Origin of the sequence: Litorimonas taeanensis, assembly GCF_003634015.1 — a bacterium.
GTDB lineage: Bacteria > Pseudomonadota > Alphaproteobacteria > Caulobacterales > Maricaulaceae > Litorimonas > Litorimonas taeanensis.
This window is the reverse complement of the sequence record NZ_RBII01000001.1, coordinates 474576-496704: the sequence shown is the minus strand read 5'-3', so window position 1 is coordinate 496704 and position 22129 is coordinate 474576. Positions and strand designations below refer to the sequence as shown.

13 protein-coding genes are annotated in these 22129 nt (G+C 47.2%); 5 read left to right on the top strand and 8 right to left on the bottom strand.

Annotated features, from left to right (window positions below; translation table 11 throughout):
- Nucleotides 1-99: 99 nt before the first annotated feature.
- The 3 genes from DES40_RS02265 to DES40_RS02255 form a co-directional block, all read right to left on the bottom strand.
- Entirely contained in the window at nt 100-3093 is a 2994-nt protein-coding gene (locus tag DES40_RS02265) for a beta strand repeat-containing protein (protein WP_121098946.1), read from the bottom strand.
- A gap of 337 nt (nt 3094-3430) precedes the next feature.
- Nucleotides 3431-3901 (bottom strand): hypothetical protein, encoded by a 471-nt coding sequence (locus tag DES40_RS02260; RefSeq protein ID WP_121098945.1) that lies wholly within the window; start codon nt 3899-3901, stop codon nt 3431-3433.
- A gap of 11 nt (nt 3902-3912) precedes the next feature.
- Complete coding sequence (locus DES40_RS02255; protein ID WP_170144842.1) at nt 3913-6885, bottom strand: DUF11 domain-containing protein; 2973 nt, start codon at nt 6883-6885, stop codon at nt 3913-3915.
- Nucleotides 6886-7111: 226 nt separating this feature from the next.
- Here DES40_RS02255 and DES40_RS02250 point away from each other — a divergent pair, with 226 nt between their 5' ends.
- Nucleotides 7112-8116, top strand: coding sequence for a dipeptide epimerase (locus DES40_RS02250; RefSeq protein WP_170144841.1), 1005 nt, complete (start codon nt 7112-7114; stop codon nt 8114-8116).
- A gap of 479 nt (nt 8117-8595) precedes the next feature.
- Here DES40_RS02250 and putA read toward each other — a convergent pair whose 3' ends face one another.
- On the bottom strand, nt 8596-12108 hold the full coding sequence (gene putA, locus DES40_RS02245) for a bifunctional proline dehydrogenase/L-glutamate gamma-semialdehyde dehydrogenase PutA (RefSeq protein WP_121098942.1): 3513 nt from the start codon (nt 12106-12108) through the stop codon (nt 8596-8598).
- A gap of 275 nt (nt 12109-12383) precedes the next feature.
- Here putA and DES40_RS02240 point away from each other — a divergent pair, with 275 nt between their 5' ends.
- Nucleotides 12384-12971: a thymidine kinase gene (locus DES40_RS02240; RefSeq protein ID WP_121098941.1), complete on the top strand. Its 588-nt coding sequence runs from the start codon at nt 12384-12386 to the stop codon at nt 12969-12971.
- Between the two features lie 2 nt (nt 12972-12973).
- On the opposite strand, the gene DES40_RS02235 is transcribed toward DES40_RS02240, so the two are convergent.
- A complete protein-coding gene (locus tag DES40_RS02235) occupies nt 12974-13936 on the bottom strand; it encodes a nucleoside hydrolase (RefSeq protein ID WP_121098940.1) in 963 nt (320 codons plus the stop codon).
- A gap of 129 nt (nt 13937-14065) precedes the next feature.
- Here DES40_RS02235 and DES40_RS02230 point away from each other — a divergent pair, with 129 nt between their 5' ends.
- Entirely contained in the window at nt 14066-14656 is a 591-nt protein-coding gene (locus DES40_RS02230; RefSeq protein ID WP_121098939.1) for a phosphoribosyltransferase, read from the top strand.
- A gap of 8 nt (nt 14657-14664) precedes the next feature.
- On the opposite strand, the gene DES40_RS02225 is transcribed toward DES40_RS02230, so the two are convergent.
- Nucleotides 14665-15522 carry a ribokinase gene (locus DES40_RS02225; protein WP_121098938.1) on the bottom strand — a complete coding sequence of 286 codons (858 nt, stop codon included), beginning with the start codon at nt 15520-15522 and terminating at the stop codon, nt 14665-14667.
- Nucleotides 15523-15651: 129 nt separating this feature from the next.
- Here DES40_RS02225 and DES40_RS02220 point away from each other — a divergent pair, with 129 nt between their 5' ends.
- Nucleotides 15652-16590, top strand: a complete 939-nt coding sequence (locus DES40_RS02220; RefSeq protein WP_121098937.1) for an isopenicillin N synthase family dioxygenase — start codon at nt 15652-15654, stop codon at nt 16588-16590.
- A 56-nt stretch (nt 16591-16646) separates the two neighbouring features.
- On the opposite strand, the gene DES40_RS02215 is transcribed toward DES40_RS02220, so the two are convergent.
- Together DES40_RS02215 and udk are read right to left on the bottom strand one after the other, a co-directional pair.
- On the bottom strand, nt 16647-17879 hold the full coding sequence (locus DES40_RS02215; RefSeq protein ID WP_121098936.1) for a NupC/NupG family nucleoside CNT transporter: 1233 nt from the start codon (nt 17877-17879) through the stop codon (nt 16647-16649).
- Between the two features lie 113 nt (nt 17880-17992).
- Nucleotides 17993-18643 carry a uridine kinase gene (gene udk / locus DES40_RS02210; RefSeq protein WP_121098935.1) on the bottom strand — a complete coding sequence of 217 codons (651 nt, stop codon included), beginning with the start codon at nt 18641-18643 and terminating at the stop codon, nt 17993-17995.
- A 304-nt stretch (nt 18644-18947) separates the two neighbouring features.
- Here udk and DES40_RS02205 point away from each other — a divergent pair, with 304 nt between their 5' ends.
- A complete protein-coding gene (locus tag DES40_RS02205) occupies nt 18948-22076 on the top strand; it encodes a TonB-dependent receptor (RefSeq protein ID WP_121098934.1) in 3129 nt (1042 codons plus the stop codon).
- The last annotated feature ends 53 nt before the right edge of the window (nt 22077-22129 follow it).

Here is a 22129-nt window from a genome sequence, read left to right as displayed (position 1 = left end):
TCGCGCCGTCGTGCATATGTTCCCCAATGAAACGGTCTCGTTTCCGGAGAGTGTTGCGGCGAAAAATCCGCCGCAACGTGCATTAAGAGGTTTTTTTCGCTATTCGACGATGCTTGAGAAGCGAACGGTCACACTTTGACCAGATGCGAGTTCACCATTTGTGATGATCTCATTCGCGCCTTGGCCAAGCGTGTAACGGATGTCTTGATTGGCATATGTGCCTTCATCATCCGCTGCCGCGTCCGTTAACTGCGTAAAGGTACAGGCTTCTGTGACGCCCTGCCCAGCATTACCGGCACAGATACGTAAGGTTCCTGCCGCATATGTTGAGTAAGCCGGAATACTATCGGTGATATCAATCGTTGAAATTGTATCTACACCGGTATTCGTCGCAACAACTTGCCAGACAACACAATCTGCAGGCGCTGCTGTACCAGATGCCCCTGTAAAGCCTACATCAGGGCCAAGGTTATCGGTTGCAATATCCGCACAGCTGGCATCAACTGAGGCCGTTTTTGTCATTCTCAACTGAGAGTTCACGACTTCGGAACGGTCAACATTTGTGACGGTATCTGCGCCAAGGTTAAAGTCCGCTGTCACCGTAATAATGTCGAGTTGGCCATTTGGCGCGCTCGTCGGTGCAAAGGCTCGGACGATGAACGGCAAGCTTTCACCTGATTCAAGGGATAAATCACCATTCGCATCAAGTGTTCCGGCTACGAGATTGGATGACGCATCAAGATAGTAAAGCGTGTCACCTGTTGTTAGAGCCGCAAACGGTGTGTCTGGTCCATCAACACCATCAGTATCGATCAAGACATTATTCGACCAACCTGTCGTGCCGCTGACAGCCGCCAAAGAGACCGCTTCCACTGTGTTACCATCGTTACGGACAGTATGCGGATAATCAATTGAACCACCGGGTTGAATCTGACCCGAGTTATCTTGGAACAATGTGATATCTTCACGGGCACTCACATCAACAGCGTCTAGTTTGATGTCCGACGCCCCGGTATTCACAGATGCGACGCGGAAGAAGATCGCATAATCGCCATCACCATCACCATTTGTATCCACTGTGTCATTACCGTTATCATCAATAACAAACTCGCGGTCAGCTAAGGATTGTGTTGGTGTACTTGGAATACTGACAGTCGCTGTAAGCGTAAGTGTGGCTCCAGCTCCAATAGACGGTGTCGTCGTTACAATCGTGCCGCTTGGGTCACGGAATGTGACATTCCAACCCGCAGGTAGGCTTCCCAATGTTCCGCCTATAAAGCTCTGCCCAGCACCCAATTGGAAACTATCCGCAACTTGGCTATCATTCTGAATTACAAGAGTAAAATCAACAGAGTCACCTGGATTTGCAACCTCAGTGGTTACAGCCACTGCATCGTTATTATACACATCTTTGTTCAATAACGCGTTGTTATCGGCTGTGTCATTTGAAAGGTCGACCGTCGGTGCGACAATCTCTAATAGACGGCCCTGTGTAGCGTTAGATGACGGCGTACCTGAAGGATCTTCAGAAGACGTTGCAATCAAATCATAAGTGCTTGTCCCGGCTACGCTGCCGCTGCCTGAAGGCAATTGAACTTTCACAAGGACGGTCAAAGATGAACCAGATGCCATAGGCCCTGTATCAACGCCGTCTCGGCCATTCGTATTTAAGAGCTGAACCGTACCGGTTTCATTCCAAATCGTATAGCTCGTCCCGGCTGGGAAGTTCGTTTGATTGGCAATATCAAGCCCGAACGTATCCGTTCCGTTACCTGTGTTTGTAATAACGTGCTTGAACAAGACGAGTTCACCAGCTTGTGCCGTAGCAACCTCTTGAATATCATTCGCGGCGCCATCATCATCACCGCCATCATTGACTGTATCATCTTCGCCGACTCCCGTATCCGTCGCATCAACCGAATAATCCTGCGGGGAGATTGAAAGGGTCGTGTTAGAAGAGATGAAACCTTCATTGGTGAGGCCATCACCATCAAGATCAGCCGATACATGCGCTGTATTCTTGATTTCCGCCCCTGCGCCAAGCAAAGACTGGTCATATTCAACTGTAAAGCTCAAATTCACGCTGGAGCCAGGCGCCAAAGCGCTGTCAAAACCATAGACACCGTCTTTACCTGTTCCATCAAGAACGCCGTCGCCATCAAGGTCAATACCCAATTGCGCTTCGCTTGTATCAAGCAAATCATTATCGCCATTAATATCGATACCGAGGGCAACTTCGCCTAGCACATCATTATCGGCATCAAGGTCAAGCGGATCAATCGCTGTACCAAAACCAGAATAAAGAACGGAGCCAGCCTTCAAAGTTGTGCCAGCAGGAATACCGTCAAAGATAGAGACATCTGTCGCAGCGATATTACCTGTGTTTGAAACCGTAACCGTATAGGTAATTTCATTATTTTCTTCGTCGTGAACAGAAGACTTAATAACGCTTAGTACGGCATCGCCAGAGATTGTGACGGTATCTTCATTTGTACCATCCAGACCATCAAGGCCTTTACCTGTTGTGATATCCTCAATGGTTCCATTGGCAGAGGTTACCGTCAATGTTGAACCGAATGTCTGACCATCCGTCGCTGTTGGGATAAGACCGGCAACAACAACACTCACCTTCTCACCAGCGGCGAGCGTGACAGTCGACGCAAGGACTTCACCCGCATCAACCACACCATTATCATTAGAGTCTATATAGACATCGAGATTTGAGAAATCGCCGCTATCTGCCGTCGTGTTATCCTGAGCAACGGAGATCGTGAATGTATCAGGCCCGTTACCTGTATTGGTTAACACATGTGGGAAATAAGCCGTTTGATTAGAAGCCGCTACGCGAGTTTGGTCTCCGTCAAGCGTTGCAAAGTAAACTTGCTTTACAACGACTGAGGCCAAATTCGACTGAGCCGTATATGTATTGCCAAGCGAGTCATTATAGGTCGCCACGGCTTGGTTTTGAATTGATTGTCCAGCTTCTGTTAAAGCTGATACGGCTGGAGCGCCAAAGGCAGCAATAGTTGCGACACAGGCTGTAGACACAACGAGTTTCTGTCGCAGATTGCGACTTTGATTCTTAAAATTCATTACGAATTCTCCAAATTCGAAAGCGCCTGTGCTCTTACACTTTCATTGATGAACACCTCATTCATAGAGAAAAAGAATTAATACCGAGTTCAAAAGCAGAGTTAATTAAATTAATAACTTATATTTTTCAATAACTTAAGGTAGTTTCAAAGCAATTGTATCTAGAAACGCCTTTAGGGCCGCACCCTTAAGGTGAAACCCGTTTAATAAATTTTAAAACGTCTCTCGGCGAAGGCTATAAAATCAAAAACCTTCACCTAAGGATTATTCTTCGATAGTCATTTCAATGTTTCACATCGAGACTAACGTATAAGAGGAACCATAATTTAGCCCTGTCCTACTTGACTGTAACGCGGTATTTCATAGTGAATTTCCCGCCAGCAGGCATTTCGTCTTGTGAAATCCAGCGCACAAGGTCGTACTCGGAAATATCGACTTGAACGGGGCCTTCTGCTGTCTCTTTCCAAAGCGGCGGCGTGCCCCAGCTGGCGCCACCATCGGCGCTTACCTCAAAGGAGGCGTTAACCTTTGTGGCATTGCTATTCATTTCAAATTCTGTGGACCCGGGAATTGGCGCACTAACGACGAGGTTTTTAATCGGCTTTTTCCCCGTATTTTTATATTCAACACGGTATTCAATTAAATCACCTGGCGCTGTTTCCTTCACCGGTTTTGAGGCTTCGGAGCCATCGGATTTCAAAGTGATAAGATTGGTCGTCATTTGACCTTTCAACGCCTCATTGGCTTGGGCATTACCGCAAAGTGCGAGAAACAAAACGGAGTAAGTTAGAAATTTGATAGTACGCATAGTGGTTTTCCTTAGTTAATTTGAACAGCGAAGGTGACTTGGGCTGTCTCTCCGCTTCGAAGACAAAAATCCTCTGCGTTCCCGTCTCCATCGGAATCCGCAGAATTCCCGACCGAACACCCAATTTCGATACCAGAAATAGTGCAACCTCCCGTGCCAGGTGACGGCTGAACAAGGCTCGGTGGTGTCGGCGAAAATGACGTGAAATCAGGCGCAGTGTCTTTGATGTTCACATCACACACCATTTGTGATGATGCGTTTTTCAAAGAAATCTGCCAAAGAACACAATGCCCCGGCTCTGCTTGAACCTGTAGATCTGAGTAATTAGCATCCGCAATGAAATCACAATTGCTATCCAATGCCCCTAATTTTTCTAGATCTACACGCGCATCAGAAACCGTAGTTTTATCGGTCAATGTTGAAACAGCATCCCCATCTGACGTAGTGGCAGACAAGGTCAATATATCAACGGCGCCACTCGCCGCAGCACAAGGCGCTGTGATGTGCAATAGGGTTTTAGTCTGTTCTTTAGGTGCCAATGGAATAGCGATGCCGCCAGCTCCGTCCGACACCAACAGTTTTAATTGCCAATCACTACCAGAGAACACGGCAACAGAATCACCCACTGAAAGGCTAGACTGGCTAACATAACTTTCCGCTTCATTATCAATTACTTGAGTCGGAATTCTGATATCGCTTTGGAATAAAGTCTGACTGTCTACGGCCAGAATGATGTGCTCTTCTGTATTCCCTTCATTCCGAATGAAATGGATATTATCCCGAATTCCACAAGCCGAAATCTGTGTCGCTAAATCTGGGCCGATATAGATAGACGCGTCAGGCGTCTCTGCCTCAACGGTTACCGCATCCTGTTTAATATCGCTAAGGTTAGTAAGGGCCGATTCTACCTTAAAAAATATTGACTGCGTAATGTTAGTATCCGACGCCGCAGGTACACTGACATGTGCTTTGAATGAAAAGACGCTATTGGCCTGAATTAAACCTGTTGAAGCAATGGGTTCATCCGATAGCGACGTAAACGAGACCGTCCAGCCTTCAGGCAAGGCTGTACCCGACAAATCCGCCGCCGCGCTGAGTGAATAATTGTCCTGCCCTTCTCCTTCATTCGCCACGAACAAATCGAAAGTTGTCACACTGCCCGCTTGGGCAGAGTTTGTTGTCGTCACGCTGGAACGAGGATCGGCATCAACCGCCCCGCCATCATTGAGTCCAACTGCCCCGATAGTATTTGCGAGATCAACGGCGGGGGAAATCGAGTTTAAAACACGAATGCCTGCATCATCATTTATTGTCGCACGGCCGGCCGATGTCGCCTCTAATGTCAAATCATGCGGCCCTGCCGGGACGCCGTAGGCCATGGTCGCGGCCACAACAAAGGACAATGTTTCATTAGGCGCTAAAATACCGGTATCGGCGATGTTATCGCCATTTGTGTCTAATAATGGCGTAGCAAAATCAACATTAAGATAGCGCAGGCTCGCACTGCTTAACCACCCCGTAGAAGATTGTGGGATAAAATTGAATGTATCTGTGACATTACCTTGGTTCGTTACATCCAAGCGGAAATAGACCGTGTCACCTGGAGCCGCGACATCCACAAGCTGGAGGTCATTGACGGTTTCATCATCATCAGCACCGTCATTCACGCCCGCAGAAGCAACTCCGCCAATATCTGTTAAATTGACGGCATAGAGCGGCGCGGCCTCATCGCGTGTCGTATTTGACGTTAATTCAGGTTCAGCATTTCCATCACCGTCTAAGTCAGCTGTAACTTTTGCTGTATTTTCAATGAGGCGCGACTCACCGTTCAACCCTATAGTCGGGTCAACAGCCACAGAATACCGCAATATCAGGACCTCATCTGGTAATAAAGTCAACGCAGTGGCTGAAATGGTTCCAGATAAATGAGTTGGCCCGGCTGAAAAATCTCCATCATGGGTCCCGAAAGATTGAAATGATACAGTGCTCGCCAAGATGTCTTCGATGACGATGTCATCAGCAGATGTAAGGCCCGTATTTTTAATCGTAACCTGATAATCAATCGTGTCGTCACTCAGGGTTGAGATATCCCCCGCATTATAGGTCGATGCCTTTGAAATTTCTAAGACAGCATCGTCACTAATGGTGACAATATCGCGGTTGGTCCCATCCGTTGCGTCGCTATTTGTACCCGTATCGGTCACAACACCCGTGTTACAGATAGCAGTGCCTTCGGTTGAAGAGACAAGCAAGTCCAATGCATATTGTTCCAATGGAATAGCCGTAGCGGGTACATATCCACGAACGATGAGCTGCATTACCTCCCCGCTCTCCAACGTAATTTGCGTTGGTGTAGGAGCAGAGGCTAGATCCCATAAGAGCGGGTCACCGATAGATACAACGCCATCTCGGTCGATGTCGCGGTAAACCTCTAGATCGGCAAAGTCTCCAGAATCTGTTTCGGCTTGGCTCGCACTAATACAATAATTATCAGATCCATTACCCGTATTCGTTAGGGTATGAACAAATTCTGGCTCGGCATCCGGAATCGAAACTCGGGAAACATCATTCGTAAGTTCCGCAGAGAAGACCTGCTGTACGAACAGAATAACTTCATTTGTCGTTGTTGACTGCTCTGTGCCGTTTTCATCGATATAGACAATCGTGGCTTGATTCACGATTGTCGTACCCGCTCTAGGCGGCGCTGATTGTGCAGTATTTTGCAGTAAAATTGAGAAACACACGGCGCCGAGGCTCGTCCGTAGTGATTTTTTTTCAGAGAAAATTCGACATATGCGTGTCCATCCAATCGAGAGTCGATTGTTGGTATTTGTGACTTTTGTAAAAGCCTGCTTCACGCCAGAGTAGTCCCCTCGTCGAATTGGCAAGGCCAAAACATAAACGTGGTTGACCTCGTAAAATTGCAAAAGAGGAGGATGAGGGTGCCCTAAATGAGCCACAGTATGTGGAGCACCTGCACTCATCAGGGCACCCAATGCAAAACCTCTTTGCACCCTCAACATACAGTTTTGGCTAAGACGCGAAATCACATGGCGTAGCTACTCATATGCTTGTAGCTAAGATAAGTGACAGATTTTTCAGCGTTTTTTAACGTCTAGTTAAGACTTATTTCGAGCGCCTGGATGAAATGAAACGCAAAGTCGGGCCATATTTCATTGTTGTTCAGACGCAATGTGCCTAATAAACCCCATGCCTATTCTCAAACTTACGGCCGAAATTATTCGAAAGCCCCTTGTAAAGCCCTTCGCTATCGCCACAGGCTCAAGGGATTATCAGGATGTGCTGTATGTAACCTTGTCTGACGGGCAATATTTAGGGCGCGGCGCCGCTACCGGTGTGAAATATCTGGGATTAACACCCGACATTTGCCTGCAACAAGTCAAGGAGATACAGCACGCTCTAAAGACCACAATAACACGGCAAGAGCTTCTCACCCTCCTCCCGCCAACAGGCGCACGTTTCGCAATAGACTCCGCGCTTTGGGAGTTAGAAGCGGCGCGGCAAAATACAACTGTGGCCACCCTGCTCGGTATAAATCCAAAACCCGTCAAAACGGCTTTCACGATTGTGTTGGACACGCCAGAAGCTATGGCTGACCAAGCGAGAGCTGAGGCTTGGCGACCCCTTTTGAAAGTAAAACTCGGCGGATCAACTCAGCACGAAATCGAGAGAATACACGCCGTAAGAAATGCGGCTCCCAAAGCCCAATTAGTGATTGATGCAAATGCGGCTTGGACGGGCGAACAGTTCTCTGCCTATGCCCCGACCATAGCCGAGTTAGGCTATGATCTGTTGGAACAACCCTTCGCTATTGGACAGGATAATCAACTCGCCGATTACGCCCATAGTTTGCCGCTTTGTGCAGATGAGAGTTTTCAAGACCTCCACGATTTAGATCGCGCCGCAAAATACTATGATGCGGTGAATATCAAGCTGGATAAATGCGGCGGTTTAACAGCGGCATTGGACATAGAGAAAGCGGCGCGAGAGCGTGGTTTGAAAATATTCATCGGCTGTATGCTCGCCCCAACTCAGGCCATCGCCCCCGCCTTTCTGCTTGCTCAGAAAGCAGACTATGTCGATCTCGACGGCCCCTTTTGGTTTACCGATAAAGACAAACAAGTCCGCCTAACGGACCAAGGTTTATTCGACGTCATCCCGCAGGAGCTTTGGGGAACGGGCCAAAAACTTTGAGAGCTTTTTTTGTCTGTTTTGCCCGTTATAATTTGCGCCTCAGACCCACATGTTAGAGCTTAACTTAACAGGCTCACTCTAGCGCATTGATCGCATTCACTTTTTACAGAAGAATTTTGTACTTTCAGCCAGAAAGGGTTTTAACAGCTCAATCAATAAACTAGGTCTAGCTAACTGAAATCTTCGATGTTTATCAGATGACCTCACCCAAATTCTACCCCGTTTAGAATATACCTATCTAACCCTGCACAACATATTGAAGTTTAAGTATAAATTTAAGCGCCTTCACGCAGTTTAAAAGCAAAGTAGATTTCACTAAGGAAACTTTCCTTAGCACATTGAAATATATATAAATTTTACCAGCACAGGAAAATCAGTCAATATTCGCCCATTCCCGCAATAAATAAGGGCGAAAGCCTATAAAAAATAAGCCTTCCCCTTTTTAAAAGACGCTCAAGAAATTAGATTAAAAAAGACCTCTAAACCCCTGTAAGTAAAGAAACATTTCCTCCAGAAGCCGTCGTATCCACACAAATATGGCGCTCAATGATACAGCGCTCAATCATGTCACTTTTCGTTAAAATAGGAAGGATTGGCCCCTTACGCGCCGCCAAAGCTTTACGAGCCACCCGCATTTGGGCTTCAGTTCCCCATAAAGCTACGCCTTCAAAATTTTGCAATTCTGATAACTGCTCCAAATCAATGACCCCATCAACGGCGTAATCCATCACGGCGCCATGGCAAATAATCAAAGATGAACAGCCTTTTGATCGCGCGATGGATGCCTGTTTCAAAGCCTTTGGTAGGCCCGGCCCCAAGCATAAAATTCGTCCCCGAGGATAGGTAGAAAGCCGATTTGACTCCCCTGTCGGCCCCGGCAAATCAAGGGTCTCTAAAGGCATTCTTGACCTTGGGCTGAGCGTATCAATCGCAACCTGCAAAAGCTCTGTTGAAGGCCGAATTGCATCGGATGGAATTTTCGATTTCTTTTTCCGCTTTATCGGCTTTTGCGTGAAATGTTTCACATAGTGTGGGCCGCCCGCTTTGGGGCCTGTTCCAGACATTCCCTCTCCGCCAAAAGGCTGCGATCCGACAATCGCCCCAATTTGGTTTCGATTGATATACATGTTCCCAACATTCAAATTTTGTGTCAGTTTTTCAACGCGGTCATCAATACGTGTATGCAGGCCAAAAGTGAGCCCAAAACCACTATCGTTTATTTCGTCAATAATCGCATTTAGCTTGTTCGGTTTATATGTCGTCACATGCAAAACGGGTCCAAAAATTTCTTCGCCCATCTCTTTCAAACCCGAAACAGAAATCACTGATGGACCGACAAAATAACCGCCTTCGGGATCCTCTATTGTTTTGAGCAATCGGCCTTCTGATTTTGCCTTTTGGATATGATTAACAATTTTCTGCTTTGCGCCCTCATCAATAATCGGCCCTACATCTGTGCGTAGATCCCACGGCGCCCCCAAACGCAATTCATCCATCGCGCCATAAAGCATCTTTAAAAAGATGGGGGCAATATCTTCTTGGAGATAAAGCAAGCGAAGCGCGGAACAGCGTTGACCCGCCGATTGAAAAGAAGAAGCCACAATGTCTCTTACGGCCTGCTCTGGTAAAGCCGTCGAATCGACAATCATGGCATTTAGCCCGCCCGTTTCAGCAATCAGGGGCGCCTCTGGGTCAAGCCCCTCAGCCATAGCGCGGTTTATATGCTGCGCTGTTGCCGTAGAGCCCGTAAAACAAACACCATTGATACGCGGATCAGACGTAATTTTTGCGCCGACCACGCGCCCCGGCCCCGGCACGAGCTGTAAAGCCGTCTTAGGTACGCCAGCTTGATGAAGCAGCTTAACCGCCAATCCCGCAATCAAAGGCGTAGTTTCAGCGGGTTTGGCAATAACGCCGTTACCCGCAGCGAGCGCCGCCGCTATTTGCCCTGCGAAAATTGCCAGAGGAAAATTCCAAGGCGAGATGCAGGCAAATACACCACGTGGGCCATAATTGCCTTTTCTAATCTCTAGTTTTTCGATGTCCAACGCATAATACCGTAAAAAATCTACGGCCTCGCGCAGCTCTGCAATCGTGTCCGCAGGCGTTTTACCCGCTTCGCGCGTCAATAAGGCAAAAATTTCGCCAAAATTCTCTTCGAATAGATCGGCCGCTTTCATCAAAACATCACGTCGATGCTCTGGCGAACTGTCTATCCAAGGCTTTGCCGCAGACAGCGCCGCCTCTACATCGGCTTCGGTAGCGTCGATAACATGGCCCAGATCATCTGACATATCAGCAGGGTTAATCACGGCAACAGCTTGCGCGCCTTTAAATGTGGACGCCAATATGGGCTCAGCCGTCCATTTATGTGATTTAAATTGACTCCGCGCCGCATCCATTTGCGCAATATCGTGCAAACAATGCAAATCCCAGCCCTGTGAGTTTTTGCGGTTTGGCGCATAGAGGTCAGTCGGCTTTAGAATATGACGTTTCTCAGCCTTGCGATCCGCCATAAGCGTTTCAAATGGATCAGCCGCAATTTCCTCAGGCGTGACAGTTTCATCAACAATTTGATTGACGAAAGAGGAATTGGCTCCATTTTCCAATAAACGCCGTACTAAATAAGCCAATAAGTCACGATGCGCCCCTACGGGTGCATAAATTCGACAATTCGTCCCTTCATTTTCCAAAACAAGACGATGCAGGACTTCCCCCATCCCATGCAGAGCTTGGAACTCAAACAAGGTCTTGTCCTTGGCCATAGAGAGTATGGCAGAAACAGAATGGGCATTATGCGTTGCAAATTGCGGATAAATTCGGTCGGTCAATGACAAGAGCTTCTTGGCGCAACAAATATACGCCACATCCGTTCCTGATTTATCCGTATAAACAGGGAAGTCTTCAACGCCTTCGGCTTGGGCACGTTTAATTTCTGTATCCCAATACGCCCCTTTGACCAGACGAACCATTATTTTACGGCCTAATGACTCTGACAGGGCGTAAAGCCAATCAATAACGGCCGGGGCTCGTTTGCCATAAGCCTGCACAACAACACCGAACCCATCCCAGCCTGATAATCGTTCATCAGATAAAACCGCTTGAATCACATCAAGTGATAAATCCAAACGGTCAGCTTCTTCGGCGTCAATATTTAACCCCATATTAGCTTCGCGCGCCATCAATGCGAGCGTCAAGACGTCAGGAACAAGCTCAGCGAGAACGCGGTCCTTCTTACCAACTTCATAGCGGGGGTGAAGCGCAGAGAGTTTGATAGAAATACCGGGGTTTTGTCGAATATCGTCTGCCGTCGCCTTTTGGCTTAAAAACGTAATGGCCCGCTGATAGGCTGAAAAATATTTATGAGCATCTGCCGAAGTAAGCGCCGCCTCGCCCAACATATCGTATGAATAGGTGAACCCTTTTTTTTGCTTACTTAGCCCGCGTTTATAAGCGGTAACAATCGTCTGGCCCAAAACAAACTGATTGCCCATTTCTTTCATCGCACGTTTTACGGCTAATCGAATTACAGGTTCCCCAAGGCGTTTAATTGTCCCGTGAAGAACTTTGACGATCCCTTTACTCTCATCGTCATCCAGAACTTTACCCGTCAGCATCAGCCCCCAAGTGGACGCATTGACGAGAGGCGAAGACGATTGCCCTAGATGCAATCCCCAAGAAGATGGGGCAATTTTATCCTCAATAAGATCATCCATCGTCTGAGCATCTGGCACACGTAAAAGCGCCTCGGCGAGACACATCAGAGCAACGCCTTCATCCGTCGACAAACCATATTCAGCCAAGAAGACTTCCATCAAACCTGGTTCATCATCATTGCGAATATCTGAAATCAGATTCACAGCACGTTTTGTAAAATCGGCTCTCTCTTCGCGTGAAATTGCGGCATTAGACATGAGTTTGTCCAAAGCCTGACTTTCTTCGGTCAGGTGCGTCTCTCTGATTTTACGACGTAAAGAACTTAAATCGTGCATAGAAAACCCTTTTGGATTCAGTGAATCGTCTCATCCTCTATGTCATTCTTAAACGGTTCTGTCCGAAAAAATTTGCATAAATTTTTCGGCTTTTTTGACGTAAATCACCAAGAAAAAATATTCTCAGAATTCACCTCTTAAAAGGCATTTTATTTCGTGGAGACGTATTTTCCACCGTCTTTAGAATATTCCATTTTAATCGCGCGGCTCTCTCTTGACATAAAGCCGTGAAAGGTCAGCCTTACAAAGAATAAAGACGAGAGAGAAAGAGATTCGTGGCTAAAATATATTTCAGTTTTTCGGCCATGAATGCCGGTAAATCAGCGATTCTCCTGCAATCCGCTTATAATTATCAAGAACGCGGCATGAGCACGCTATTGATGAAGCCTGCTCTCGATACGCGCGACCCTAAGGCCGATCACATCGTCTCGCGCATCGGGTTGAATGCACAGGCCGACCTGTTTACCGCTGAAACAGACCTAGAAGCCCATATTTCTGCGGCCCACGCTAAAAAGCCGATAAACTGCGTACTCTTGGATGAAGCGCAGTTTTTAACCAAAGAACAAGTATGGCAACTCTCTCGAATAGCAGATTATCACCGCATTCCCGTCATGTGTTATGGACTACGCACAGATTTTCGAGGCGAGCTCTTCCCCGGCAGCGCCACTTTATTGGCCATCGCAGATGACATCAGAGAATTACGCACATTATGTTGGTGTGGACGCAAAGCCACAATGACTTTGCGCCTTGATGCCAGCGGCGACGCCGTTACAGAAGGCGAGCAAATTGAAGTCGGCGGCAATGAAAAATATATCAGCCTCTGCCGTAAACATTGGGCAGAAAAAAACCCCAACAACGCTTAGGCTTATTTATATTTGCTAAGTTGTTCGACTAAGAGGTCAAAGAACCCCGCACAATCTACGTCATACGCCCAGAGGCAGTTTTTCGGTAAGTCCGTTCCGTGCCAAAAATCAACGGCAGTATGTCCACGGGTCAAATCCGACTCTGTTTCTACGCGAATATTACAAGACTTCAGCGAAAATAGTTCAGGCCTTAGGATATAAGCCATCGTGCAAGGGTCGTGCAAAGGCGCGCCATCCGTCCCATATTTATCAGCGTCGAAACGACCGTAATATGTCAGCAAATTATAGGCAGCCTGCGCCACGGGGTTATTCAGCGCCTTCATGCGCTCCAGTTCTGTGGCGCTAGACAATACTTTGTGTGTGACGTCCAAACCGAAAATGACCAACGGACATCCACTTTCAAAAACGACTTTGGCGGCATGCGGGTCCACATATATATTGAACTCGGCAGAAGGCGTAATATTGCCGCCCTCTCTCAAAGCTCCGCCCATTAACACAATATCTTGTATTTTGGGCAAAATACGCACGTCCTTTTGAATAGCTGCCGCAATATTCGTCATTGGCCCCGTCACAACCAACCTTATGCTTGCTTCTTCTGCCTCAAGCAGCGTTTCCACGATAAAATCAACCGCATTTTGAGATTGCAACGCCATGGCAGGCTCATGGATATCAACCCCTTCTAAACCTTCACGGCCATGCACTTCTTCGGCTGTGGCCAATGGATAGACGAGCGGCGCGTCACAACCCGCATAAACAGGCATGTCGGCACGGCCCGTAAGTTCACATAAAAGGCGCGTATTCCGCTCTGTCTTATCAAGGCCAACATTACCGGCAACAGCGGTTATGCCTAAAACCTCGTAATCGGCCTTGGCGTCTGGCGCGAGCGCCAAAAACAAATTGATGGCGTCATCCTGTCCCGGGTCGCAATCAATGATCAATTTTTGTGATGTTATTTTCTGTGTCATGCGGCCTTCTAAGCGCCCTGAAAGCAAATGAGAACCGCAAAGTGTAGTCTAATAAGCAAGAATACTTGATTAGACGGTGCGTATAGACTACGCGCCCTCTTCACCCACTTTTGAGAGCGGAGCCGTCTTATGGGAAAACTTGTCAAAAATTCTGGCATCGAAAAATTATTCGTCAGCGCAGAAGACTTGTTAAAAGACTCCTTCGAACTCGGCTTACAGATTTTTGAAAGTGGTTATCGCCCCTCTTTCATTGTGGGTGTTTGGCGCGGCGGCACGCCTGTAGGCATCGCAGTGCAAGAAGTCCTTGAGCTATTAGGCTGTGAGGCAGATCATTTTGCTATTCGTACATCCTCTTATGAGGCAATGGATAAGCAATCCAAAGAGGTCAAAGTGTATGGCCTACAACATATGGTCGACACGATTAATGTCGACGACCAGCTATTGATCATTGATGATATTTTTGACAGCGGGAAGAGCGTCGCAGCGATTATTGAAAAGCTGCAAGAAAAATGCCGCCGAAACACGCCTAGCGACATCCGTGTTGCGACTGTCTATTACAAGCCGAAACGCAATGCGACCGCGCGCATTCCGGACTTCTATTTACATGAAACAGATGAGTGGACAGTGTTCCCTCATGAGCTTGAAGGTTGTTCTCTGGAAGAAATCAAAGCGACAAAGCCTCTGCCGCCGCGTATTTTCGATTTACTCTCTAAAGAATAGTCTCAAAACTACAGAGCGGCGAGCTTAGCCTCGACCTCTTTTCGGCTTGGCGCCGCGCTTTGCGTCCCGATTTTTGTCGTTGTTAACGCGCCGACTGTGCAAGCAAATTCCAAAGCCTTTTGATGACTTTGCCCCTCAAGAAGGGCCAATGTCAGAGCCGCAGCAAAAGCATCCCCCGCCCCTGTTGTATCGACGACGTCTATTTTAGGGGGCGCGGCCTGTGCGATGACATTTCCATTTTGAAGTAATTTTGCCCCTACCCCGCCCAGCGTAATGGCAAGCAAACCTTCATAACCAGATAGCGCGTCTTCATAGGCTCTGTATTCACCTTCATTGACGATAATAAGGTCCGCATAGTCTGTCAGACGGTTCAGTCCTGGCAACACTGGCGAAGCATTAATCGCGACAAAGCCTTTATAAGGTTTCAACGCCGCCAGAATGGTGTCCGTCGGTATCTCAAATTGCGTGAAAATAGCATCAGCCGAAATCGGGTTTAACCGTTCCGCTGTAAAAGCAGCATTTGCACCAGAGGCAACAGCAATTTGATTCTCTCCATCATCTGAAACATTGATAAAGGCGAGCCCCGTATGGGCCTGTTCGATTTTCACCAAATCCGACAAATCTACTTTAGCCTGCTTTAAAAATACCAGCGCCTGCTCTGCGTAGTCATCATCGCCAATAGCTGCTTGTAAGGTGACATCACCGCCGAGCCGTTTAGCCGCCAGAGCAACATTGCCGCCCTTACCGCCCGGCAGGGCCGTAAAATGCCCATTCGTCACAGTTTCACCTGCCTGCGGCAGAACTTTGGTTTGTATAATCAGATCTAAATTTACAGAACCCAATACACAAATTGTCGGTGTGGTCATAATTTCCTACTAGCGTTAGCCTGACATTTCGTCTCGCTTCTATAGAGCAAGTGTAGAGGAGTCCAAAAGGTCGTTTTCAAGTCTTTTCGATTATGGTATCGCCCTTGCCCAACTCTGAAGTGTAGATTTATGATAGAAATTGAACCCATAAGCTTTTCCATTTGGCAAAAAGACAAACAAGCCTTTGCAAAGTTAATCGGCGATTCCTTTCGAGAGACAGGTTTTGCGATTATTTCAGATCACACGATCTCCTCGGATGTCATTGAATCGGCCGACAAAGCGGCTATCGATTACTTTGCACTGCCTGCCGAAGTCAAAAAAAGCTATGCCGATCCCGAAGATGGATATCAACGCGGCCACTCTCCAATGGGCACCGAAAATGCCAAGGGCAAATCAGAAGCAGATTTAAAAGAGTTTTGGCATACAGGCCGCGCCCTGCCCGAAGGATCGCCCTATCGTAAAACTATGAAAGACACACCGCATGTCGCCGAAGTCCCAGGCTTTGACGCGGCCACGCGGGCCTTATACGAATCCCTTGATGCCTTTGGAGTAGAGCTTTTACGCGCCATTGCGCTCTATTTGGATTTAGAAGAAAACTGGTTCGATACACGCGTAGACAATGGCAATTCTATCTTGCGCCTATTGCATTACCCGCCGCAATTAACGCCGCCGCCAGAAGGCACGGAACGTGCAGGTGCTCATGAAGACATCAATTTGATTACCTTGCTATTAGGCGCTGAAGAGGCTGGATTACAAGCCAAACACCGGTCTGGCCAATGGCTTGACGTTAACGCCCCCAATGGCGCTGTTGTCGTCAATTCAGGCGATATGTTGCAACGCTTAACTGGCGGAGTTTTGCCTTCAACGACACATCGCGTTTTAAATCCAGCGCCTGAACGCGCCAAACATCCACGTTATTCAAAGCCCTATTTCTTGCACCCCAATAATGACTTTAAAATTGAGATGCTAGAGAGCTGCAAGGAGAGAGGCGGCGTCGCAGAGACGCCTATCACGGCTTCGGAATTTTTGACCGAGCGCCTGATTGAGATTGGCCTTATCAAAGCCTAGAGTCTTTACCTTATACCTAAGGCGCCAAAGGCTTGATGACTTAAGCTTTTGGGCGCCTAAATTCCGACCAATATTCCAGCCAAGGCCGCACTCATCAAATTGGCGAGTGAGGCCGCAAAAACGGCACGAATACCCATCTTAGCAATATCACCCATGCGGTCCGGAATAAGCGCCCCCAATCCACCGAGCAAAATTGCGATAGAGCTTAGATTAGCAAAACCGCAAAGTGCAAAGGTCAAGATAACCATTGTGCGTTCGGACAATTGACCCTCTACATTCACCAAGCTGATATATGCGATAAATTCGTTCAGAACGACTTTCTCGCCAAAGATAGCGCCGGCTTGCTGGGCTTCGGCCCAAGGGACATTAAGGAAATACATGACGGGGGCAAAAATGAAGCCCAGCACAGTTTGAATGCTAAGGTCTGAATAACCAAACCATCCCCCGAAATACCCCAAAATACCGTTCGATAGGGCAATCAAAGACACGAATGCCAAGAGCATCGCCCCAATTGCGACAGCAAGCTGCACACCATTTTGCGCGCCAACCGCGGCGGCCATAATCACATTCGGGTGTTCGGTAGGCTTTCCAAGTTCAAAGATAGACTTCTTCTGTTTGTCTTCTTCGGTCAATTTCGGATCTGGCATTATGATTTTTGCCATAAGCAATCCACCGGGCGCCGACATAAAACAGGCGGCAATCAGATATTCAGGTTTGATACCTAGCTGAATATAGCCCGCCATGACGGTACCCGCGATAGAGGCCAGACCCGACACCATAATGGTGAAAAGTTCGTGTTTTGAAATATTTGGCAAATAAGGTTTAAGCGTCAATGGCGCCTCAGTTTGGCCAACAAAAATATTCGCGACGACATTCAAAGACTCAATAGGTTTTGTACCCGTCAGAAAATTAATCGCTCGCCCCCCATACTTCACGACCAAAGGCATGATCTTAAGATGATACATGACTTCCATAAGCGCTGCGAAGAAAATAACGACAGGTAGAACACGTACAAGGAAGCTAAACCCGACCTCCTCGCTCGCGAGTCCGCCAAAGATAAAGTCAATACCCGCATTTGCATAGCTTAACAACGTAATGACCTTAGCAGACATCGCCTCCAATGCCGTTTTCCCAAAAGGCACATAAAGCACAAGAATAGCAATGAAGACCTGTAGGGCAAAACAAGACAGAACAATGCGGGGATTGATTCCGCGTTTATTATCCGAAGCAATAAAGGCAGCGAGTAAAATTAGAGCAATACCAATAAGGCCAAAGGCAGGATGATGCATAAATAGAGCTCGTTCTTATCTTGGCTTAGCCAACATGAGCAATCTATGTGCGACGTTTTTACATCCGATGCAAGCTATAGAGGAACGAGTCTTAAGAATGTGGGGATAAGTTGCTAAAGCGCCAATCGCATTTGCGGCGTCGGCTGTTCTAATTCGTCTTTTGGCAGCAATTCTACAACGCGGTCAATCAATCCCGTTAAGTCATTCACATATTCCGATTGATGGATAACCTCATCGGCATATTTAGCAGAGGGCGCGACAAAGCTCTGATGCGCAGGCTCTACATCCTCGTGAAATTGTTTATGCACAAAGTCTTCAGTGCGTCCGCGCTCAGCAACATCACGGGCCAGACGACGCGCAAAACGCTCTTCATAAGAACACTTCATATAAAGGCTATGGTCGAAAAGCGGGCGCACTTCTTCGGCGTTTAATAAAAGCAAACCTTCGACAATGATATATTTGCGCGGTTCTAAGGGCTCGGATGGCAGTCGTCTTTGGTGAGTGACAAAATCATAATTTGGTAAGGCGACGGGCTCTCCGTTTTTCAGAGCCGCAATATCCTCGGCCATCTTTTTAAAATCCAAGGCTTCAGGCACGTCAAAATTAGGCAATTCTGAATTTGTTTCTCTCTCGCGTATATCAAAGTAATAGTCATCCTGACGGATGGCCATACAAGAGTCAGCGCCTAACCGATGTTGAAGATGGCGAGCGAGCGTGGTCTTGCCGGAGCAACTTCCGCCTGCAATGCAGATAACGAATGACATGAACCCTACTCTACTCCTGCAAATTGAGCCTTGGCCCAAAAGTGTTTCGGAAGTTTGACTAAAACGAATCTACCCTTGATGCGAGTCCTAATTCTATATGGATAACAGTATGGCCCTATCGTCTGGCTGCGCCCATTAATTAAGCATTAATGTGTCTTTTAAGTCACACAGCAAAAACTTATTCCCCCATATCCTGCTTTCAGGTGCATTATCCACATGAATATTAACACGCTGTCATAAAAGTGACAAAACTGGGTATTAAGGGGCGGCCAACTTTCAACTGGAACCAACAAAAAGTTATACCATGAAAAATCAAATCTCCTCCCTCGGCTTTCATGCCGTACTAAGCTCTTCGGTCCTTGCCCTTACGATCGGCTTGGCAACCTCAGCTTCAGCTCAGGTAACAACCTCTGAAGTTCAAGGTTATGTGACAACAAACGCAGCCGCACCTATTGCGAACGCGACAATCACACTGAACAACACATCAACGGGTCTTACACGGACAATCACAACAGATAATGGCGGCTTCTTCAACGTCCGCAACCTGCCTGTTACTGGTCTTTATAACGTGACTGTTTCTGCTGACGGTTATTCACCTAAGCAAGTACAAGACATCGCCCTACAAATCGGCGGCGCCTCTGCTCTTAACTTCACACTTGATGGCGGTTCAGTCAGCGACGAAATCATCGTTGTTGGACAGCGCCAAGTTCTTGCTGATGTTGCCATTGGTCCAAACGCAGTTTTCAACCTTGAAACGCTAGAAAATGCTCCGGCTATCAACCGTGACATCAAAGACATCATCCGTATCGACCCACGTGTTTATATCGATGAAACATTCAATGACGGCATTCAGTGTTCAGGTGCGAACCCACGCTTTAACTCTTTCACAATTGACGGATTGAGCTTGAACGATAACTTTGGTTTGAACTCAAATGGTTACCCAACAGAGCGTATCCCTTACTCTTTCGACGCGATTGAGCAAGTTTCTGTAGAGCTTTCACCTATCGACGTAGAATACGGCGCATTTACAGCTTGTAGCGTTAACGCTGTGACTAAGTCTGGTACAAACGAGATTCACGGTAAAGCCTTCTTCGATTATGCCACATCAAGCCTTAAAGGCGACAAAGCTGGCGACCTAGAAGTCAGCAATGACGGCTTCGAAGAAAAGCGTTATGGCTTCTCACTTGGTTTACCTGTCATCAAAGACAAGCTTTTCCTTTTCGGTGCGTATGAAAAACAAGAAGGGTCAAACCTCTTTGGTTCAAACACACCCGCTGGCACAGGTGTTGACCAAGCTGACTTCGATAGAATCATCGATATCGCGACAAACGATTACGGTTATGTTTCAGGCGGCCTTCCAACAGCTATTCCAAACACAGATGAGAAAATCATCGTTAAAGCTGACTGGAACATCAATGACTTCCACCGCCTAACAGGTACATATGTTTACAATGATGGCTTCTCAACATCAGCGTCTGACTCAGGCTTTAACCGCCTTGCAGACGGGAACCACTTCTATGAGCGCGGCGCTAAGCTAAACTCATATGCGGGTTCACTTTACTCTGATTGGACAGAAAACTTCTCAACTGAATTCACTGCTAACTACATCGATCTTGACAACCGTCAGATTCCTGTTGCTGGCGTAGAATTTGGTGAAGTTCAAATCCGCAATATTGGCGAACGTAATACAACTGTTTATCTTGGCGCCGACGATAGCCGTCACGCCAACGAACTAAACTACACAATGCTTTCATTGAAAGCGGCGGCCAACTACACAGCTGGCGACCACACATTCAAAGTTGGTGTAGAGCGCGAAGAATTCGACGTATTCAACCTCTTCGTACAAGAAGTACAAGGCGAGTGGGTATTTGACTCAATCGACGACTTCGAAAATGGCGACTTTAGTGACTTCCGTTACGAAAATGCGGCTGGTTCAAACGACCAAAATGATGCGGCTGCGAATTTCAAATATGAAATCACATCATTCTATGGCCAAGACACTTGGCAAGTAACACCAAACTTCGAATTGATCCTTGGTCTTCGTTATGACGAATACTCATCAGATGACGCACCGCGTCTAAACCAAGGTTTCGTCGATACATTTGGTTTTGCAAACAATGCTAACCTTGACGGAAAAGATTTGCTTCAGCCGCGCGTTGGTTTCAACTACTTGCCTAAAGAAGACTGGTCTATCCGTGGTGGTTTGGGCATCTTCTCTGGTGGTAACCCAAATGTTTGGATTTCAAACAACTACTCAAACGACGGTGTTACACAGTTTGAATATCGTGTTCGCGGCGGTAATGTTGCTGACTTCACATATCCAAACTCTGGAAACGTCTTCTTTGAAGTTCCACAAGAAGGTATTGATACTGTAGCTAGCGCTCAAGGCGGCGGTAATGTTAACGCATTAGACCCTAACTTTAAGATCCCTTCCGTCATGAAGGCCTCTTTGGGTACAACGTTCAACATGGATGCTGGCTTCTTGGGTAATGACTACCTTGTAAACCTAGACTTCCTTTATAGCGTTCTTCAAGATAGCGCTGTGACAGTCGCTTCTGGTCTTACACAGTCAGGCGTAGCGCCAGACGGACGCCCAATCTTCAGTGGTAACCCGTTCACACCATATCTTTTGACGAACTCAGAAGACGATGCAAAAACATATGTATTGTCTGCAAACATCGCAAAAGACTATGATTTCGGTCTAAACTGGAGCCTTGGTTACGCCTATACAGATGCTGATGACGTCAGCCCAATGACATCCTCTACTGCAGGATCAAACTGGGGCAATGTTGCGTCTTCAAACTCTAACGACCTTGGTACAGCCACTTCAAACTACCAAATCAAGCATCGCTTCACGGCTTTTGCTGACTTCGGTAAAGAGTTCATCGATAACTATGAAACAAGCTTCTCTGTTTTCGCTTCATTGAACTCAGGTCGTCCATACAGCTATACATTTGGTGAAAATAGCATCTTTGAGAGCTTCCGTTCGCAGAACCGCTCATTGTTCTATGTTCCAACAGGCGTGAATGACCCACTTGCGGATACTTCAGGTTTGACGGATCAAGCTGCATTCTTCAGCTTCCTAGAATCAAGTGGTCTTAACGAATATGCGGGTCAAATCGCACCACGTAACGCATTCGAAGATGACTGGTGGGCAAAGGTTGACCTTAAGCTTTCACAAGAGCTTCCTGGTTTCCGTTCAAACGATCGTGTTCTTGGCTTCATCACACTTGAAAACGCTTTGAACTTCATCGACAGCGACTGGGGTGTCCTAGAGCAGCACGGTTTCCCAGGAACATCGACTTTGGTTGATGTTGACCTCGTCGGTGGCCAGTATGTCTATAGCGACTTCAACAGCGAAGCTGACCAAGGCTTCGTAAATGCAGGCGCCTCAACTTGGGAAATCCGCGTTGGTGCGTCTTACGAATTCTAAGCTTTGAACATTGTTCTAAGTTAGATTAATATGCGGAGGGCCTCGGCCCTCCG